This is a genomic window from Bradyrhizobium sp. USDA 4353 (genome assembly GCF_054063215.1).
Map to the genome: position 1 here is coordinate 4704086 of NZ_JBSSGB010000001.1, position 17147 is coordinate 4721232.

The following is a 17147-nucleotide window of genomic DNA, read 5'->3' on the forward strand; positions in this document are numbered from 1 at the left end:
ACCTCGGATCAACTTGGAGGAAGCGTCTTTCGGGGCGTGTCACCCCAAACCGAAAGAGACCCGATGACCGATCGCTTCGATGACGGTTTCAAGCCAGCCGCCGCACCTCCTCGCTCCGCGCCGAAGACACCGGCCCGGCCGCCGCGCCATCCCGTGATCCTGCGCGCCTCCGCCATCGGCGTCGCCGGCATCCTGTCGGCGCTGATGCTGACGGCCGTGGTGCCGCCGATCATCGCCGACCAGTCGGACCGCGCTGTGGTCGATGCGCCGGTGATGCTGCTGACCTCGCCGATCGCGGGCCAGGTCGAAACGCTCGACGCCACGCCAGCGGCCGAGGTGAAGGCCGGGGATCGCCTGGCTCAGATCACCAATTCGCGGCTCGATCGCACCACGCTGATCTCCTTGGAGGAGAAAGCGGGCGATGCGCGGCAGAAGCTCGACGCCACGCGCGCGAAACATCAATCCGACATCAGCTATGTCGCTTCGCTCGATCAGGAGATCAAGAGTCAGGCCGAGCAGTTGAAGGCGCAGCTGCAGTCGCAGATCGAGGAGCTGCGCGCGCGCGTCGCTCAATCGAATGCGATGAGCAGCGAGAAGAAGGCGATCGTCGACCGCCAGAACCGCATGGTCGCGCGCGATGCCGCGAGCGCCGAGATGCTGAAGCCGACCGAGCAGCAATATGCGGCGGCGCTGCACGACACCGATGCGCAGAATGCGAAACTGAACCAGAAGCAGACGCAGTTGAAGGCGCTCAACGCCGGCATCTATGTCGGCGAGGATCTGGTCGCGCTCAACATGCTCGGCCAGAAGCGCCGCGACATCGATCTCGACGCGAGACGGATGGAGATCGAGGAGAAGCAGCAGGCCGCTGTGCTCGACGATCTCGAAGGCCTGATCAAGTCCGAGCGCGCGCGGCTCGCGCGGCTTGCTGCTGCGGACGTCCTTTCGCCAGGCCCAGGCAAGGTCCTCGCGGTCGGCGCCGATACCGGACGACAGGTCAGCGCCGGCGATACGATCGCTTCGGTGGTCGATTGCGACAAGCGCTTCGTGGTCGCGATCTTCTCCTACCGGCAGGGTGAGGCGATGAAGCCGGGCACCAAGGTCCGCATCGACGGCGGCGGCTTTCACACCGGCGTCGTCAGCGCCGTGTTGCCGAAGACCAGCGACAAGGTCGACGAGCGCTTCGCGGTGCCGTTTCCGCAGACCGAGCGGCGCGAGCTCTATGTGATGATCACGCCGGATGCGGCCGATGAAAAGGCTGCGGCGCAGCCTGCGTCCGCGGCGACGCCGGCCTGCACGGTCGGGCAGTGGGTCACGGTGACCCGTGACAACGGCATCGTGCCGTCGATGTCGGTGACATGGCGGCGGCTCGGGCATCTGGTGGCGTCTCTCGCCGATCTCGACTCGTCGGGGCCCGATGAGGCGACGCGGCGTGCCGGCGTCGCCAAGCTCGACTCCGCGCTGCGGTCGCAGCCGGCTGCGCAGCAGAGCGAGCTGACGAATCCTTGGCTTCCGGCCACCGACACGGTGGCGGCGCAATGAGGCTCGTCATCATGATGCTGTCGATGGCGCTGCTCGGCGCCGTCATGCCGTCGCACGCCGAGGCCTCGCTCTGCCCAGGTCTGATCAAGGCCATCGAGCCGAAGCTCGCTGGCCACGAGGCGGCGTTCATTCGCAGCTACGAGCCTGGCGCGGACGAGGAGGGGCTGCCGCTCGGCCTCTCCACCACCGCGTTCACCTACGACAATGCGTTGGCCGCGATCGCGCTCGTCGCATGTGGCCGCGTCAAGGAGGCCCGCGTGATCGGCAATGCGCTCGTGCACGCGGCCTCGCACGATCGCACCTTCGATGACGGTCGCCTCCGCAATGCCTATCGCGCCGGTCCGGTCGGTCTGGGCGCCGCGCTGCTGCCCGGCTGGTGGGATCACCAGAAGAACATCTGGGGCGAGGACCCTGCGCAGGACGGCACCGCGACCGGCAACGTCGCCTGGGCGGCGCTCGCGCTGCTGACGCTGCATGAGGCGACGGGTGATGCGACGTATCTGACCAGCGCAAGGAAGCTGATGGACTGGGTCATCGTCAACGCGAGTAGCGGCGATGACGGCTTCAGCGGCGGCTTCCACGGCTACGATCCGCAGCAGGTGCGGCTGACCTGGATGTCCACCGAGCACAATGCCGATGTCTACGCCGTGGCGTCATGGCTGCACCGCCTCACCTCCGAGCCGCGCTATCAGGATGCCACACGGAAGGCGCGACGGCTGCTCGATCGCAGCTTCCGCGGCGATCACTTCCTGCTCGGGACCAAGCCGGACGGCAGCGACGCCGATAGCAAGCTGCTGGCGCTCGACGTGCAGCTATGGCCATGGATGGCGGTGCCGGATGCGCCCGACTGGCGCAAGGCGCTCGGTTTTGCGCAAGCCCATCTCGCCGTCGATAACGGCTTCGATTTCAACGGCGATCGCGACGGCGTGTGGGTCGAAGGCACCGCGCAGGCCGCGTTGGCCTATCGCATGGTCGGCGATATCGCCGCGAGCGAGCGGCTGCTCGCCGGGATGCGTGCCGACGGCACGCCGTCCGGGCTGCTGAACGCAACCCGCAATGCGCGTCTGACCACCGGGCTGTCGATCGATCCGACCGGGGCGACCACCATCCAGGACTTCTTCTACTACAAGCGGCCGCATCTCGGCGCCACCGCCTGGGCCGTGCTGGCCGAGGCCGGCTGGAATCCGTTCACCGGCGCGAGGGTGCCCTGATGTTTCCAACTGCCAGCAATGCTCCCTCGGTGCTGTCCACCGATCTCGGGGTCCTGCTCGGGCTCCTTGTCATGGCCCGGCTGCTCGATCCCATCAGGCTACGCGATCGGCTGCTGTTCGGCGCCACCGCCGCGTCGTTCCTCCTGATCTACACATTGTGGCGCTGGAACGACACGCTGCCTCCACTCGATCTCACCTTGCAGGCGTTGTGGCCGCGGCTGTTCATCACGCTGGAGATCATCGCCATCTCCTACACGCTGATGTCGATCCTGATCCTGTCTCGCAGCGTGGACCGCTCGGGACAGGCCGATGCCGCGCAGCGCGCGCTGGCCGAGCGCGGCGAGCAGCCGGCCGTCGACGTCTTCATCTGCACCTATGACGAGCCCAAGGAGATCGTGGAGCGCTCGATCCTCGCCGCGCTCGCCCTCGACTACGCCAACAAGACGGTCTGGGTGCTCGACGACACCCGTCGCGACTGGCTGCGCACGTTTTGCGACGAGGTCGGCGCGCGCCATCTGATACGGCCTGACAACAAGGGGGCCAAGGCCGGCAATCTCAACAATGCGCTCGCAGCTACGGGGCAACTGTCGAACGCGCCGGTCATCCTGGTGCTCGACGCCGACTTCGCGCCGCGACGGGATTTCCTGCAGCGCACCGTCGGCCTGCTGCTGTCCGAGCCGGATATCGCCGTCGTGCAGACGCCGCAGTTCTACTACAATCCCGATCCGATCCAGCACAATCTGCTGGCGTCAGGCCATTGGGTCGACGACCAGCGCTTCTTCTTCGACGTCTTCCAGCCGGCCAAGGACGCCTGGGGCTGCGCGTTCTGCGTCGGCACCTCCTTCGTGGTCCGCCGCGAGCGGCTGAAGGAGATCGGCGGCTTCCCGCATGCGGCGATCTCCGAGGATCTCAATCTCACCTACACGCTGCTCAAGCGCGGCTTCCGCACCGTCTGGCTCAACGAGTCGCTCAGCTTCGGGCTCTCAGCCGAAGGCGTGCCGGAATACATCACCCAGCGCGCGCGCTGGTGCCTCGGCACGATCCAGGTCGCGCTGCTGCGCGACGGTCCGATGCGCAGCCGCGGCTACAGCTTGACGCAACGCTGGCACTTCCTGCACGGCGTGCTCAACTGGGCCTGCAAGCCGTTCATGGTGCTTCTCTTGATCGCACCGCCGATCTACTGGTTCGCAGGTCTCCCGGCCTTCGAGGCCGATTATCTGTCGTTCCTGCGCTACGGCGTGCCGGCGCTGCTCGGCACCATCATCTACATGGGCTGGATCTCGCGCTCCAAGACCTTGCCGCTGTTCATGGAGGCGACGCATGCGGTGACGTGCTTCGCCGTCACCGCGACGTTGCTCAGTTCTCTCGTGAGGCCGTTCGGCCGCCCGTTCAAGGTGACGGACAAGGGCGGCGACCGCTCGCAGCCGCGGGTCCACGGCAGGCTCGCCGCGATCTTCGGCCTGATCGCCGCGAGTTCGGCCGCGGCGATCGTCTGGGCCTTCATATCGCCGAACGCGGCGAGCGAGATCTCGTCGATCGATTATTTCAACCTGCTATGGGCCGGCATCGCGATGCTGATCGCCTTCATCGCATTCCTCGTCTGCTTCGAGCTGCCGAGGACAGAGGATCTGTTTCCGACGGATGAAGCAGGGTGGTTGGCGCACGGTGGTGAGGTCGTGCCGTGCCGCATCGAGGCGCTCTCGCTGTCGTCGGCGCGCATCGCGGGCTTGCGCAGTGGCGTGTCCAAGCCAGGGAGCGCGATGCCCGTCCATCTCGATGGTCTGGGCTGGATCGACGCCACCGTCGACGTCGTCGCGAAGAAGACCACGCATCTTCGCCTGCACCCAACCGAAGCGCAGCGACGTCAGCTCGTGGTCCGCCTGTTCAGCTCCTCCTGCGGCGTCATCACCAACCGCGCCCGCCTGCGCGGTGCCCTCACAGGCCTCGTCCGCCGCGGCTTCGTCGGACGGTGATGCGCGAGCGCGTAGCTCGGGCGAGCGAAGCGAACCCGGGTTCTCCGACGCAGTCGCGTGACCCCGCACCAACTATCATCTTGGGACGCGCTCGCTATGGGTAACCTGACGCGTTGCCTATGAATGTGCCCTCTCCCCTTGCGGGAGAGGGCATGTACGGCCCGTCCACGTATACGGTTGGGTGAGGGGTATCTCTCCCCAGTCACTGCTCGCGGAAGCATACCCCTCACCCTAGCGCATTTGCGGCGCTGTCTACATGCCCTCTCCCGCAAGGGGAGAGGGCGCTGTATTGCACAGCGGCGATCGCTGCAATCAAAGTGAATCTTCAGCGAGCTCGCGCTTATCACTTCTGCACTTCTTCGATCTTGTCCAGCACGCGCTCCGGCGCGATGTCCTTCGAGGCGTCGCGCAGCTCGGGCTTGGCGTCGGGCTCGATCCCCATCTGCTTCGCCATCTTGCTGAGCAGCGTCACGACCTGCGTCAGCTCGTGCTCGGTCAAGAGGCTGATCTGAAGATCGAGATCGGCGCGCTTGTCGGCTTCGCCGGCCATGCGGTTCTGCGAGATCAGCACGAAAGTCGACAGGAAGATCGCTTCGACCGAGGCGATCATCGCCAGCACGACGAAGCTTTCGTCCCAGGCGGGGACGCCGGGGATGAAGTGCAGATTGGCGATGATCCAGAAGCCGAACACGGCCAGATGCAGATAGACGAAGGTCATCGAGCCGGTGAAGCCAGTGATGGCGTCGGCGACCTTCTGCTGCGTGGTCGCCTCGCGCTGCTCACGCTTGCGGCGGTCGACCAGCGCCTGGATGTTGCGTTCGAGCGCGGGCGTGAGCCCCGGGCTCGGGGTGGGATGCGGTGCCAGCTCTTCGGTCATGCGATCAGAACGAAACCTCGCGGCCAAGCGTTCCATCGTTCGCTCGCAAACCGGCGGCGCGCGCAGCTGTGGCCGCGCGGCCACGCGAGGCCAATCTTGCCTGCTCTCCATCATTTGGCGGAGGCGTCGCGCCGTCGCGATTGGCAAGCAGCAATCTCGCAGTTTCTTCGATTGCAGATGGGAATGACCATGAGCACCGCGCTTTGTCGTAACGTGTCGATCCTCAGCCTCGTGCTTGCATCGGCGAGCGCGTCGGCGTCCGAGGTCGAGGATCTCAATGCCCGGCTGGCAAGGCTGGAACGGGAGAATGCAGCCATCCGGATGGAGAACGCGGCGCTGCGCGAGAACAAGCGGCTGCGCGAGGAAAACGGCAGGCTGCGCTCGGCGCAGGATGCCGAGCCCGTGCGATCGGTCCTGCCGGGCGGCTTTGGCCGACCTGCCGCCGATCGAAGCGCTGCGTCGGCTGCGTCGCGGCTCGGACTGGAGAACAGAGATCCCTATCGCAGCTTTGCATCGGCAGAGGGTCCCGGCCTGTACAAGGCTCCGGCGCGTTTCGCCGGGGGCGTGCTGAAGATCTGGGGCGAGGGCGGCGCCGTCTGGAGCGGTGGCGACCGGTTCTTCCAGGATGCGGGCACGCCGCTCGCTGCATTTCCCAACACGCCCGTGTCGTCGCCGCTCGATCTGACGCCCAAGGTCGGTTGGGAGGCCGCTACCGGCTTCGACTATCTGATCGCCGGCTCACCATGGCATGTCAGCGGCCAGCTCCGCTACGGTCAGAGCGGCCAGGCCAGCGCACAACTCCTGTCATCCGGACGGCTCGATCTCGGACAGGGCCGCGTCATCACTGCGTCCGACACGTTCGGCGCGACCTATCAGGAGTCGCGTTGGCTGGCCGATATCGCCATCGGGCGCGACGTGTTGGGAGCCGGGCCGGCGGCGATTCAGGTCAAGGGCGGACTGCGGCTGCTCGACTTCGAGACCCGCGCGACCAACTCCGATCTGCTGCGGCAGAATGCGAGCATCGTGAATCTCGGCAACGCCGTCTTCACCAACGTCGACGCCGCGCTGCTGAACGACGGCGAGACTCGCAACAGCTTTCTTGGAGCCGGCCCGCGTGTCGGCGTGGAAGGCTCGATTCCCTTCGCCGGCCGCTGGTCAGTGGATTATCTGAGCGACGTCGCCGTGCTGTTCGGCGTTCAGCGCAACGTCGTCAACAGCAGGTCGCAGTCATCCGCCAGCGTGCCCGGGCTGGCCCCACCCGGCACCAGCGTCAGCTTCTCCACGGAGCGCAACACCGCGCTGTTCAATGCCGATCTACAGTTCGGCCTGTCGTATTGGATCACCGAAAACGTCAAGCTCGGCGGCAGCTATCGAGTCGATGCCTTGATCAACACGCAGGACACGGCCTTCACGCCGAACCGCTATACGCATGGTCCGCGATTGACCGTGACGGGACAATTCGATGCGCGCTGATGCGCCGTGGGCCTCTTGCCGGCCGAGAGCTCGGTCCTGAAGCGGCCTCAGGCACGCGAGACGCCTTTCGCTCGCTTGTCGACCTTTCTGAAGCTGAGCTATCCCAGCTTCTGATCCCGCGCGTCGTGCGTGGTCTCGCTCGCGCACTCGGTGGCCGCTTTCTCAATGCCCTTACGGCTCGCAATCCTCGCGACCTCGCGGCCCGAGAGCTCGCTGCCCACATCACCAGCCTCTGGTTGACGCCGGCCAGCGTCGTGGCGCGGAGACGCAGGTCAGGTTGTCGCAGTGCCTTGCCCGATCGCAGCTTCTATTTAGATGCTCGCCACTGTCCACAGGAGAACAGAGACGTGTCTATCGGAGTGAAGTCCACGGTGTCGGCCCTCGTCGTGATGGCGTCCTTGAGTGCAGCCCAGGCCAAGAGCATGGAATGTCCGACGATATCCGAGACGCAGATTGAGGGCCTGTTCACCAGCTTCAACGAGGCCTGGGCAACCAAGGACCCCGGGAAGGTCACCGCGCTCTTCACCAAGAAGCCGGTGCTGCTGGCCACCGTATCGAACCAGCCGCGCACCACACCCGAGGAGGTCAACGACTACTTCGTCAAATTCCTCAAGAGCAGCCCGGTCGGCCGTATCGACACCTCGACCATCGAGCTCGACTGCAACACGGCCACCCGTCTCGGCACCTGGACGGTGACCTTGACCGATCCGGCGAGCGGCACGAAGACCGACGTCAAAGCGCGCTACTCCTTCATCTATCGCTATGAGGACGGCGCCTGGAAGATCGACCATCTGCACTCGTCGATGATGCCGGAGAAGTAGGCGGCCTCGGACCGCTCCGGCCGGAACGGGTCCGCTCTCCACGTCGCCCCGGCGTGGATGACATTGCTCGCGATGTGGAGCCCGGATGAACAGTGCGACATCCGGGTTCTCACAATTGTCCATCACACCGATGGCGCGCGCGTGCGCTCGCCCGGGCGACGCGGCCAACTACCCCAGCTTCTGATCCCGCGCGTCGTGCGTGGTCTCGCTCGCCGACTTGGTCGCCGCTTTTTCTGCGCCTTTCTCGGCACCCTTGCGGCTTGCGATCGCCGCGACCTTCCGGCCCGAGATCTCGCTGCCGGCATCGTCGGGCATCTGCCAGAAGAAGAATGACGACAGCGCCGAGGTGATGGCGACGACGATGAAGGCCGGCGCGAAGGAGGTGGCGGTCAGCTCGCTCGCGCCATGGGCCCACATCGTCGTTTCAACTGAAAATGCGCCGACGGCGACGCCGGCTGATATCGCGAGCTGCTGGTTGACGCTGGTGAGCGTCGTGGCGCGGCTCATCTGGGCGGTCTCGACCTCGGCATAGGCCACGGTGTTGATCGCGGTGAACTGCAGCGAGCGGAAGAAGCCGCCGACGAACAGGATGATCACGATCAGGAGCAGCGGCGTCGCCGGCGTGAACAGCGCGCAGGCGGCGAGGAAGACCGAGCTGACGACGGCGTTGACGGTCATCAAATGGCGGAAGCCGAAGGTCTTGATCAGCCGCGCCGCCAGCGCCTTCATGCCCATCGCGCCGGCCGAGGAGCCGAAGGTGACGAGGCCGGACTGGAACGGCGACAGGCCGAAGCCGAGCTGCATCAAGAGCGGCAGCAGGAAGGGCAGGGCGCCGATGCCGAGCCGGAACATGAAGCCGCCCACGATCGAGGCGCGCAACGTCGGCAGCCGCAGCAGCGAGAAGTCGAGCACCGGCGAATTGGTGCGCCAGGAGTGGCGCACATACAGCGTCATCGAGATCGCGCCGATCGCAATGAGGCTGCCGACCACCGACCATGGCAGCAGATTGAGGCCGGCAACCGAGAGGCCGAAGGCGAGGCCGGCGAGACCGATGCCGGCGAGCACCATCCCATACAGATCGAACGGCTCGGGATTGTCGCTCTTGATCGGATCGATGAAGCGCAACGCCATGATGATGCCGACGATGCCGATCGGAATGTTGATCAGGAAGATCCAGTGCCAGGAGAAATAGGTGGTGATGAAGCCGCCGACCGGCGGCCCGATCACGGGCCCGATCAGCGCGGGGATCGTCACCCAGGCCATCGCGCCGACCAGCGCGCTCTTGTCGACGGAGCGCAACAGCACGAGACGTCCGACCGGCGTCATCATCGCCCCGCCCATGCCCTGCAGGATGCGCGCGAACACGAAGTTCTCGACCGAGTTGGCGAGCGCGCAGCCGATCGAGCCGATCATGAACACGGCGACCGCGCTCGAGAACACCCGCCGCGCGCCAAAGCGGTCGGCGGTCCAGCCGCTCGCCGGGATGAACACCGCGAGCGACAGCAGGTAGGAGGTGATGGCGAGCTTCAAGGTCAGCGGGCTGGTGCCGATATCCCTGGCGATGGCCGGCAGCGAGGTCGCGATGACCGTGGAGTCCATGTTCTCCATGAACAGGGCGGTGGCGACGATCAGCGGAATGATTCGTTGCTTGTTCATCGAATCCTGGGGAAGGGCAAGGAGGAGGGCCGGCGCGGCGGCTTTAACACCCTGCGACGAACAGGGCCATTGCGCTGCCGGCATGGCGCCCCAAATGCAGCGTGACGCTGTCGCGTCCCGCTCTTGGGGAGATGTGCCGATGATCTACCTGCTCGCCGCTTTGGTGCCGCCGCTGGGTCTGCTGCTCAACGGGCAGCCGTTCGCGGCCATCTTCAACCTGCTGCTGTGTGTGGTCTGCCTGGTGCTCGGCCTGTTCTTCCACGTGCTGCTGCTGGTGCCCTCGGCCCACGCTCTGGTCGCCGTCCACATGCGACGGGAGGACCGCCGCCACCGCGAGGTGGTCGACGCCATCCGCCGCTACGGCCCGCCGCCGGGCGCCTGGCGCTAAAAGCCGAACTTCCGCCCCGGAACCGGGGTTTTCGCGACCTTTTGTTGCGCATCAGGGGCCGATCCGGGCCGTCATTCGCATTCGCGAGAGGACGGCGGATCGGCTCTTTGATTCGTCACAGGCCCATGCTATCGACCCGCGTCAACCCCACCGATGGGCTCCGATTCGACGGCGAGGCATGGTCTCGACGGCGGCGCCGCTCATCCGTAATCCCATCGCGGTCGTTGTGGCCGCAGACAAGGAGTTGACGATGGCGACCGTGCAGACACTTCGCGAAGCCTTCACCTTCGACGACGTGCTCTTGAAGCCGGGCCTCTCCGATGTGCTTCCCTCCGAGGTCGACATCCGCTCGCGCGTGACGCGCGAGATCCCGCTCAACATTCCGATCATGGCCTCCGCCATGGATACCGTCACCGAAGCCAAGATGGCGATCGCCATGGCGCAGGCCGGCGGTGTCGGGGTGATCCACCGCAATTTCGATCCCGAGGGCCAGGCCGCCCAGGTGCGCCAGGTCAAGAAGTTCGAATCCGGCATGGTGGTCAACCCGCTGACCATCTCCCCGGACGCGACGCTGGCCGACGCGCTGGCGCTGATGAAGGATTACGGCTTCTCCGGCATTCCCGTGGTCACCGGTGGGTCAAAGGGCATTCCCGGCAAGCTGGTCGGCATCCTCACCAACCGCGACGTGCGTTTCGCGACCGATCCGCGGCAGAAGATCTCCGAGCTGATGACGCATGAGAACCTCGTCACCGTGCGCGAGGGCGTCGGCCAGGACGAGGCCAAGAAGATCCTGCACAAGCACCGCATCGAGAAGCTGCTCGTCGTCGACGATCAGTACCGCTGCGTCGGCCTGATCACCGTCAAGGACATGGAGAAGGCGGTCGCGCATCCGCTCGCCTGCAAGGACGCGCAGGGGCGCCTGCGCGTCGCCGCCGCCACCACGGTGGGCGAGGGCGGCTTCGAGCGCACCGAGAAGCTGATCGAGGCCGGCGTCGACCTCGTCGTGGTCGACACCGCGCACGGCCATTCCTCGCGCGTGCTGGAGGCGGTCAATCGCATCAAGCGCATCTCCAACGCGGTGCAGGTGATCGCCGGCAACATCGCCACCCGCGACGGCGCGCAGGCGCTGATCGATGCCGGCGCTGACGCCGTCAAGGTCGGCATCGGCCCGGGCTCGATCTGCACCACCCGCATCGTCGCCGGCGTCGGCGTGCCGCAGCTCACCGCGATCATGGATGCGGTCGAGGCCGCCAAGAAGGCCGACGTGCCCGTGATCGCCGACGGCGGCATCAAGTTCTCCGGCGACCTCGCCAAGGCGCTCGCCGCCGGCGCCGATGTCGCCATGGTCGGCTCGCTGCTCGCCGGCACCGACGAGACCCCCGGCGAGGTGTTCCTGTGGCAGGGCCGCTCCTACAAGGCCTATCGCGGCATGGGCTCGGTCGGCGCGATGGCCCGCGGCTCGGCCGACCGCTACTTCCAGCAGGACATCAAGGACACCTTGAAGCTCGTGCCTGAGGGCATCGAGGGCCAGGTGCCGTACAAGGGCCCGGTCGGCAACGTCATGCACCAGCTCGCCGGCGGCCTCCGCGCCGCCATGGGCTATGTCGGCGCCAAGACCTTGGAAGACTTCCACAGCAAGGCCGAGTTCGTCCGCATCACCGGCGCGGGCCTGCGCGAAAGCCACGTCCACGACGTCACCATCACGCGCGAAAGCCCGAACTATCCGGGCGGGGCGTAAGCTTTCCCCGCTCTCTCCGTCATTGCGAGGAGCGCAGCGACGAAGCAATCCAGGGGTTGCGCACGCCGCCCTGGATTGCTTCGCTGCGCTCGCAATGACGGCGTCCTTTGGGGCCGGCACCAAGCGTCACATCAACAACAAGAGGAAACACCATGTCCCAAGCCAAGCGCATCGTGCTCGCCGCGCGTCCCGTCGGCGAGCCCAAGCCGTCCGATTTCCGCCTCGAGGATTATGCCGTCCCGACGCCCGGCGCCGGCGAGGTGCTGCTGCGCACGATCTGGCTGTCGCTCGATCCCTATATGCGCGGGCGCATGAGCGACGGGCCGTCCTATGCCCAGCCGGTGCCGGTCGGCGGCGTGATGGAGGCGGGGACCGTGTGCGAGGTGGCGGCCTCCAACAATCCCGGCTTCAAGCCCGGCGACATCGTGCTGGCCCGCGCCGGCTGGCAGACGCATGCGATCTCCGACGGCCGTGGCCTCGCCAAGGTCGACCCGAGCCTCGCCCCGATCTCGACCGCCGTCGGCGTGCTCGGCATGCCCGGCATGACCGCCTATACCGGCCTGCTCGACATCGGCCAGCCCAAGGCCGGCGAGACCGTGGTGGTCGCCGCCGCCTCAGGCGCGGTCGGCTCTGCGGTCGGGCAGATCGCCAAGATCAAGGGCGCCCGCGCCATCGGCATCGCCGGCGGCAAGGACAAATGCGACTACGTGAAAAAGGAATTCGGCTTCGACGACTGCCTCGACCATCGCGATCCCGATCTCGCGGCCAAGCTGAAGGAAGCCTGTCCCAAGGGCATCGACGTCTATTTCGAGAACGTCGGCGGCCCGGTCTTCGAGGCGGTGTTCCCGCTGTTCAACGCGTTCGCCCGCATGCCCGTCTGCGGCCTGATCGCGCATTACAACGACACCCAGTCGACCTCGCCGAAATGGGCCGGCGCGCTGATGCGCAACGTGCTGACCAAGCGGCTCCTGATCCGCGGCTTCATCGTCTCCGACTTCGCCTCCCGCCACGGCGACTTCCTCAAGGACATGTCGGCCTGGGTCCGCGACGGCAAGGTCAAGTACAAGGAGCACGTCACCGAGGGCCTGGAGAACGCGCCGGATGCGTTCATGGGCCTGCTCAAGGGCGCCAATTTCGGCAAGCAACTGGTGCGGGTCGGGCAGGACAAAGCCTGAGGCCTGAGCCACACTTGATGTGAAAGTTCAGCGCGGCCGTAAAATCACGGGAACCACGAGGGCTTATCGGGAGTCCTGAGGGAACCGGTTCATTTGAGGAGGGCCCGGCACCATGCCGGGCCTTCGTCATTCCAAAGGGGGATTTACGATGTCGCTACCCATGGTGCTGCTGCCCGTCTTCGTCGAGGTCGCGCTCACCTTCGCGTTGCTGTTTTGGAATAAGAGGCGCGGCCAAGCCACGGACGCCGCCGACGAATTCGGCCTGCCGACCTTGTTCTATGCCCTGATCGCGCTAGCGCTGCCGCTGCGCCATGCCGATCTGGTGATCGTGCTGTTGTCCTGGGTGTTCGTCGTCACCCGCTTCGTTAATGCCGGCTTTGTACGCGGGGCAGACAAGCGCTCCCTCGCCTGGACCGCCTCGGCGCTGGTGCTGCTGGCGATGTGGCTGTATTTCGCCCTGAAGATGCTTCTCCTGATCTAGAACGGAAGACCTGATGACTCCCGCCGCCCGGCTGTCCGCCGCCATCGACATCATCGAGACCATCGAAGCCGAGCGCGCGCCGGCGGCCAAGGCGCTGAAGGATTGGGGCACCAGCCACCGCTTCGCCGGCTCCGGCGACCGCGCCGCCATCGCCGGCCTGGTCTGGGACGTGCTCCGCCGCCGCGCCTCCAGCGCCTATGTGATGGAGGACGACACGGCGCGGGCGCGGGTGCTCGGCATGCTCAAGCTCGAGCGCGGCCTGGATGTGCCGACCATCGCCGCGATGTGCGACGGCAGCCGCTTCGCCCCGCCGCCGCTGTCGGCGGCCGAGGAAAAGGCGCTGGCCTCGCGCACGACCGAGGGCGCGCCGCCGCCGGTCGCCGGCGACTATCCGGAGTGGCTCGACCCGTATCTCGCAGCCGTCTTCGGCGACGATCGCGTTGCGGAAGCCATGGCGATGGCGAGTCGCGCGCCGCTCGACCTGCGCGTCAACTCGCTGAAGGCCAAGCGCGACAAGGTGCAGGCCTCGCTGAAGCATCTCGGCGCCGTGCCGACGCCGTGGTCGCCGCTCGGCCTGCGCATCACGCTGTCAGCCGACGCCCGCAACCCCGGAATCCATGCCGAGGAGGATTTCATCAAGGGGGCGATCGAGGTCCAGGACGAGGGCTCGCAACTCGCGGCGCTGTTCACCGCCGCCAAGCCCGGCGAGCAGGTCATCGACCTCTGCGCCGGCGCCGGCGGCAAGACCTTGGCGCTCGCGGCGATGATGGGCGGCAAGGGCCGCCTGATCGCCACCGACGCCGACAAGCGCCAGCTCGCCCCGATCCACGAGCGCCTCTCGCGCGCCGGCGTCCACAACGCCGAGATCCGCACGCCGAAAGGCGATGCCGACCCGCTCGCCGACATCAAGGCCTCCGCCGATCTGGTCGTCATCGACGCCCCCTGCACGGGCACCGGCACCTGGCGCCGCAACCCCGACGCCAAATGGCGCATGCGCCCCGGCGCGCTGGAGATCCGCCTGAAGGACCAGGCGGAGGTGCTGGACCGCGCCGCAGCCCTGGTCAAACCCGGCGGCCGCATCGCCTACATCACCTGCTCGGTGCTGCAGCCGGAGAACGGCGACCAGATCAGGGCGTTCGTCGCGCGCCATCCGGAATTCGCCGTCCAGCCCCCCGACCAGACCGCCACCGTCCTCTGGGACAAGGCCGAAGCCTTCGGCGAAGCCGCCCTGCAGACCCCCCAAGGCTGGCTGATGACCCCCCGCCGGACGGGCACGGACGGGTTTTTCGTGTCGGTGCTGAAGAAGCAGGCCTAGCCCCGCCAAGACTGCCGTAGGGTGGGCAAAGGCGCCGCCGTGCCGTCTCCGCGCACGACACGGGTCATGGCGCCGTGCCCACCATCTCACCCCAGCGACCGCCGCCCGACGGTGGGCACGGCGCGCGCCAGCGTGCTCCAAACGATTGTCGTGCCCCGCGCCTTTGCCCACCCTACGATCTCTCGATCCTCAACGGCGTCATTGCGAGCGAAGCGAAGCAATCCAGGGGCTCGGGCGGGACTCTGGATTGCTTCGCTACGCTCGCAATGACGAAAGAGGCGATCGTGCCCCCACGGCTGGACTGATGAATCATCCGAGGCTTAGGCGAAGCTGTCGCCCCCACGCACACTGCGCTCCCTCCCCCCTTGTGGGGGAGGGTTGGGGAGGGGGGTACCCAGCAAAGACTGCCGCCGGAGCCCCCCACCCCCAACCCCTCCCCGCAAGGGGGAGGGGAGCCGACCGCGCCCGGCGCAACAGCGGTGCTACCAAACGGGCAGGGGCGTCCCCAGAGCAGGCGCGTCGCGCTCTCATTCGCTGGGAATCACCACATCACACGATCGTCCCAAGGGTTGCGGGACTCGTGCTCTCGGCGTAATTCCTTGCCATGACAGCCCCATCCAACACCCCGACCGCCGCCGCCACCGACACCTCCGTGGCCGCGCTCCACGACAAGATCCTGATCGTCGATTTCGGCAGCCAGGTCACGCAGCTGATCGCGCGCCGGGTGCGCGAGGACGGCGTGTATTGCGAGATCGTGCCGTTCCAGAAGGCGGAGGCCGCCTTCCGGCAGATGAACCCGAAGGCCGTGATCCTCTCCGGCGGCCCCGAATCCGTCCACGAGGAAGGCTCGCCGCGCGCCCCACAGCTGATCTTCGAGTCAGGCGTCCCGGTGATGGGCATCTGCTACGGCCAGATGACGATGGCCGCCCAGCTCGGCGGCACCGTCGAGGGCGGCCACCACCGCGAGTTCGGCCGCGCCGACGTCGAGGTCAAAACCAACAGCCTGCTGTTCGACGGCGTCTGGCAGCCGGGCGAGCAGCACCAGGTGTGGATGAGCCATGGCGACCGCATCACCCAGATGCCGCCGGGCTTCTCGGTCGCCGGCGTCTCGCCGAACGCGCCCTTTGCCGTGATCCAGGACGAGGCGCGCAAGTACTACGGCCTGATGTTCCACCCTGAAGTGGTGCACACGCCCGACGGCGCCAAACTGATCCGCAACTTCGTCCGCAACATCGCCGGCCTCGGCGGCGACTGGACGATGCACGCCTTCCGCGAGGAGGAGATCAAGAAGATCCGCGCGCAGGTAGGCCCGGGCAAGGTGATCTGCGGCCTCTCCGGCGGCGTCGATTCCGCGGTCGCCGCGGTGCTGATTCATGAAGCGATCGGCGACCAGCTCACCTGCGTGTTCGTCGATCACGGCCTGCTCCGGCTCAACGAGGCCGAGACCGTCGTCGACCTGTTCCGCCACCACTACAACATCCCCCTGGTGCATGTGGACGCCTCAAAGCTCTTCCTCGGCGAGCTCGAAGGGGTCACCGACCCGGAGCAGAAGCGCAAGACCATCGGAAGACTCTTCATCGACGTGTTCGAGGCCGAGGCCAAGAAGATCGGCGGCGCCGATTTCTTAGCTCAAGGCACGCTCTATCCCGACGTGATCGAGAGCGTCTCCTTCACCGGCGGCCCCTCGGTGACGATCAAGTCGCACCACAATGTCGGCGGCCTCCCGGCCCGCATGAACATGAAGCTGGTCGAGCCGCTGCGCGAATTGTTCAAGGACGAGGTCCGCGTGCTCGGCCGCGAGCTCGGCCTCCCCGACGTCTTCGTCGGCCGCCACCCGTTCCCGGGCCCCGGCCTCGCCATCCGCTGCCCCGGCGAGATCACGACCGACAAGCTCGACATCCTGCGCAAGGCCGACGCCATCTACATCGACGAGATCCGCAAGGCCGGCCTCTACGACACCATCTGGCAGGCCTTCGCCGTGCTGCTCCCCGTCAAGACCGTCGGCGTCATGGGCGACGGCCGCACCTACGACTACGTCGTCGGCCTCCGCGCGGTCACCTCGACGGACGGCATGACGGCGGATTTCTATCCGTTCGATATGAAGTTTTTGGGCGCGGTGGCAACGCGCATCATCAACGAGGTGAAGGGCGTGAATAGGGTGGTGTATGACGTGACGAGCAAGCCGCCGGGGACGATTGAGTGGGAATAATTCGCGGCTAGCCAGAGCTAGCCGGATCTACTCAAATCTACGCTCTAACTGCCTGAAACGAAAAATAAAATCCGCCGGCACCTATCGCGGACTATCGGTGGACCAAGGTCGCCGGTGCTGGACTGGTTGACGGCATCGGCTTCCTTATTCCCATCCCGTTTTGATCAATACCGTCAGCTCAAAATGAGCCCTGACGGTATTTTTTTTGGTCCAACCAATTGAAATAGCGTCGCTTTCCTTCAGATCCGCGGCCGAAAACGGCATGACGGTATCGAACCTAGAAGGCGG

Annotated in this window: 13 protein-coding genes; 11 read left to right on the forward strand and 2 right to left on the reverse strand. The window is 66.4% G+C overall.

All coding sequences use genetic code 11. The annotated features are described in order from the left end of the window. The first annotated feature begins 63 nt into the window (after positions 1-63). Genes ACVILH_RS21135 through ACVILH_RS21145 form a run of 3 tightly spaced genes read left to right on the forward strand, consistent with a single transcriptional unit; the run spans position 64 to position 4726 of the window. A complete protein-coding gene (locus tag ACVILH_RS21135) occupies positions 64-1542 on the forward strand; it encodes an HlyD family secretion protein (RefSeq protein ID WP_456714595.1) in 1479 nt (492 codons plus the stop codon). Next, entirely contained in the window at positions 1539-2753 is a 1215-nt protein-coding gene (locus ACVILH_RS21140) for a hypothetical protein (RefSeq protein WP_456714596.1), read from the forward strand. The genes ACVILH_RS21135 and ACVILH_RS21140 overlap by 4 nt, the downstream gene beginning before the upstream one ends. Then, positions 2753-4726: a glycosyltransferase family 2 protein gene (locus ACVILH_RS21145; protein ID WP_456714597.1), complete on the forward strand. Its 1974-nt coding sequence runs from the start codon at positions 2753-2755 to the stop codon at positions 4724-4726. The genes ACVILH_RS21140 and ACVILH_RS21145 overlap by 1 nt, the downstream gene beginning before the upstream one ends. A 343-nt stretch (positions 4727-5069) precedes the next feature. Here the strand turns inward: ACVILH_RS21145 and ACVILH_RS21150 are convergent, their stop codons facing one another. Beyond that, on the reverse strand, positions 5070-5603 hold the full coding sequence (locus ACVILH_RS21150; RefSeq protein WP_456714598.1) for a DUF1003 domain-containing protein: 534 nt from the start codon (positions 5601-5603) through the stop codon (positions 5070-5072). Positions 5604-5792: 189 nt separating this feature from the next. Here ACVILH_RS21150 and ACVILH_RS21155 point away from each other — a divergent pair, with 189 nt between their 5' ends. Together ACVILH_RS21155 and ACVILH_RS21160 are read left to right on the forward strand one after the other, a co-directional pair. Further along, positions 5793-7076 (forward strand): hypothetical protein, encoded by a 1284-nt coding sequence (locus ACVILH_RS21155; RefSeq protein WP_456714599.1) that lies wholly within the window; start codon positions 5793-5795, stop codon positions 7074-7076. Between the two features lie 347 nt (positions 7077-7423). Continuing rightward, positions 7424-7897, forward strand: coding sequence for an SgcJ/EcaC family oxidoreductase (locus tag ACVILH_RS21160; RefSeq protein ID WP_456714600.1), 474 nt, complete (start codon positions 7424-7426; stop codon positions 7895-7897). Positions 7898-8065: 168 nt separating this feature from the next. Here the strand turns inward: ACVILH_RS21160 and ACVILH_RS21165 are convergent, their stop codons facing one another. Continuing rightward, positions 8066-9553 (reverse strand): DHA2 family efflux MFS transporter permease subunit, encoded by a 1488-nt coding sequence (locus ACVILH_RS21165; RefSeq protein ID WP_456714601.1) that lies wholly within the window; start codon positions 9551-9553, stop codon positions 8066-8068. A 139-nt stretch (positions 9554-9692) separates the two neighbouring features. Here ACVILH_RS21165 and ACVILH_RS21170 point away from each other — a divergent pair, with 139 nt between their 5' ends. From ACVILH_RS21170 to guaA, 6 genes are all read left to right on the forward strand, one after another. Then, positions 9693-9941, forward strand: a complete 249-nt coding sequence (locus ACVILH_RS21170) for a hypothetical protein (protein WP_006612633.1) — start codon at positions 9693-9695, stop codon at positions 9939-9941. A gap of 250 nt (positions 9942-10191) precedes the next feature. Next, positions 10192-11679 (forward strand): IMP dehydrogenase, encoded by a 1488-nt coding sequence (gene guaB, locus ACVILH_RS21175; RefSeq protein WP_456714602.1) that lies wholly within the window; start codon positions 10192-10194, stop codon positions 11677-11679. Between the two features lie 152 nt (positions 11680-11831). Beyond that, positions 11832-12854, forward strand: a complete 1023-nt coding sequence (locus ACVILH_RS21180) for an NADP-dependent oxidoreductase (RefSeq protein WP_456714603.1) — start codon at positions 11832-11834, stop codon at positions 12852-12854. A 148-nt stretch (positions 12855-13002) separates the two neighbouring features. After that, a complete protein-coding gene (locus ACVILH_RS21185; RefSeq protein WP_456714604.1) occupies positions 13003-13335 on the forward strand; it encodes an MAPEG family protein in 333 nt (110 codons plus the stop codon). 13 nt (positions 13336-13348) lie between these two features. After that, positions 13349-14650, forward strand: a complete 1302-nt coding sequence (locus ACVILH_RS21190; RefSeq protein ID WP_456714605.1) for an RsmB/NOP family class I SAM-dependent RNA methyltransferase — start codon at positions 13349-13351, stop codon at positions 14648-14650. Positions 14651-15254: 604 nt separating this feature from the next. Next, the gene (guaA, locus tag ACVILH_RS21195) at positions 15255-16859 is read left to right on the forward strand and encodes a glutamine-hydrolyzing GMP synthase (protein ID WP_456714606.1); all 1605 of its coding nucleotides are present in this window, start codon (positions 15255-15257) and stop codon (positions 16857-16859) included. Positions 16860-17147 lie beyond the last annotated feature (288 nt).

Bases quoted from the DNA above. Each gene is read 5' to 3' on its own strand.
- ACVILH_RS21135 (WP_456714595.1), top strand. From the start codon at position 64: ATGACCGATCGCTTCGATGACGGTTTCAAGCCAGCCGCCGCACCTCCT.
- ACVILH_RS21140 (WP_456714596.1), top strand. From the start codon at position 1,539: ATGAGGCTCGTCATCATGATGCTGTCGATGGCGCTGCTCGGCGCCGTC.
- ACVILH_RS21145 (WP_456714597.1), top strand. From the start codon at position 2,753: ATGTTTCCAACTGCCAGCAATGCTCCCTCGGTGCTGTCCACCGATCTC.
- ACVILH_RS21150 (WP_456714598.1), bottom strand. From the start codon at position 5,603: ATGACCGAAGAGCTGGCACCGCATCCCACCCCGAGCCCGGGGCTCACG.
- ACVILH_RS21155 (WP_456714599.1), top strand. From the start codon at position 5,793: ATGAGCACCGCGCTTTGTCGTAACGTGTCGATCCTCAGCCTCGTGCTT.
- ACVILH_RS21165 (WP_456714601.1), bottom strand. From the start codon at position 9,553: ATGAACAAGCAACGAATCATTCCGCTGATCGTCGCCACCGCCCTGTTC.
- ACVILH_RS21170 (WP_006612633.1), top strand. From the start codon at position 9,693: ATGATCTACCTGCTCGCCGCTTTGGTGCCGCCGCTGGGTCTGCTGCTC.
- guaB (WP_456714602.1), top strand. From the start codon at position 10,192: ATGGCGACCGTGCAGACACTTCGCGAAGCCTTCACCTTCGACGACGTG.
- ACVILH_RS21180 (WP_456714603.1), top strand. From the start codon at position 11,832: ATGTCCCAAGCCAAGCGCATCGTGCTCGCCGCGCGTCCCGTCGGCGAG.
- ACVILH_RS21185 (WP_456714604.1), top strand. From the start codon at position 13,003: ATGTCGCTACCCATGGTGCTGCTGCCCGTCTTCGTCGAGGTCGCGCTC.
- ACVILH_RS21190 (WP_456714605.1), top strand. From the start codon at position 13,349: ATGACTCCCGCCGCCCGGCTGTCCGCCGCCATCGACATCATCGAGACC.
- guaA (WP_456714606.1), top strand. From the start codon at position 15,255: ATGACAGCCCCATCCAACACCCCGACCGCCGCCGCCACCGACACCTCC.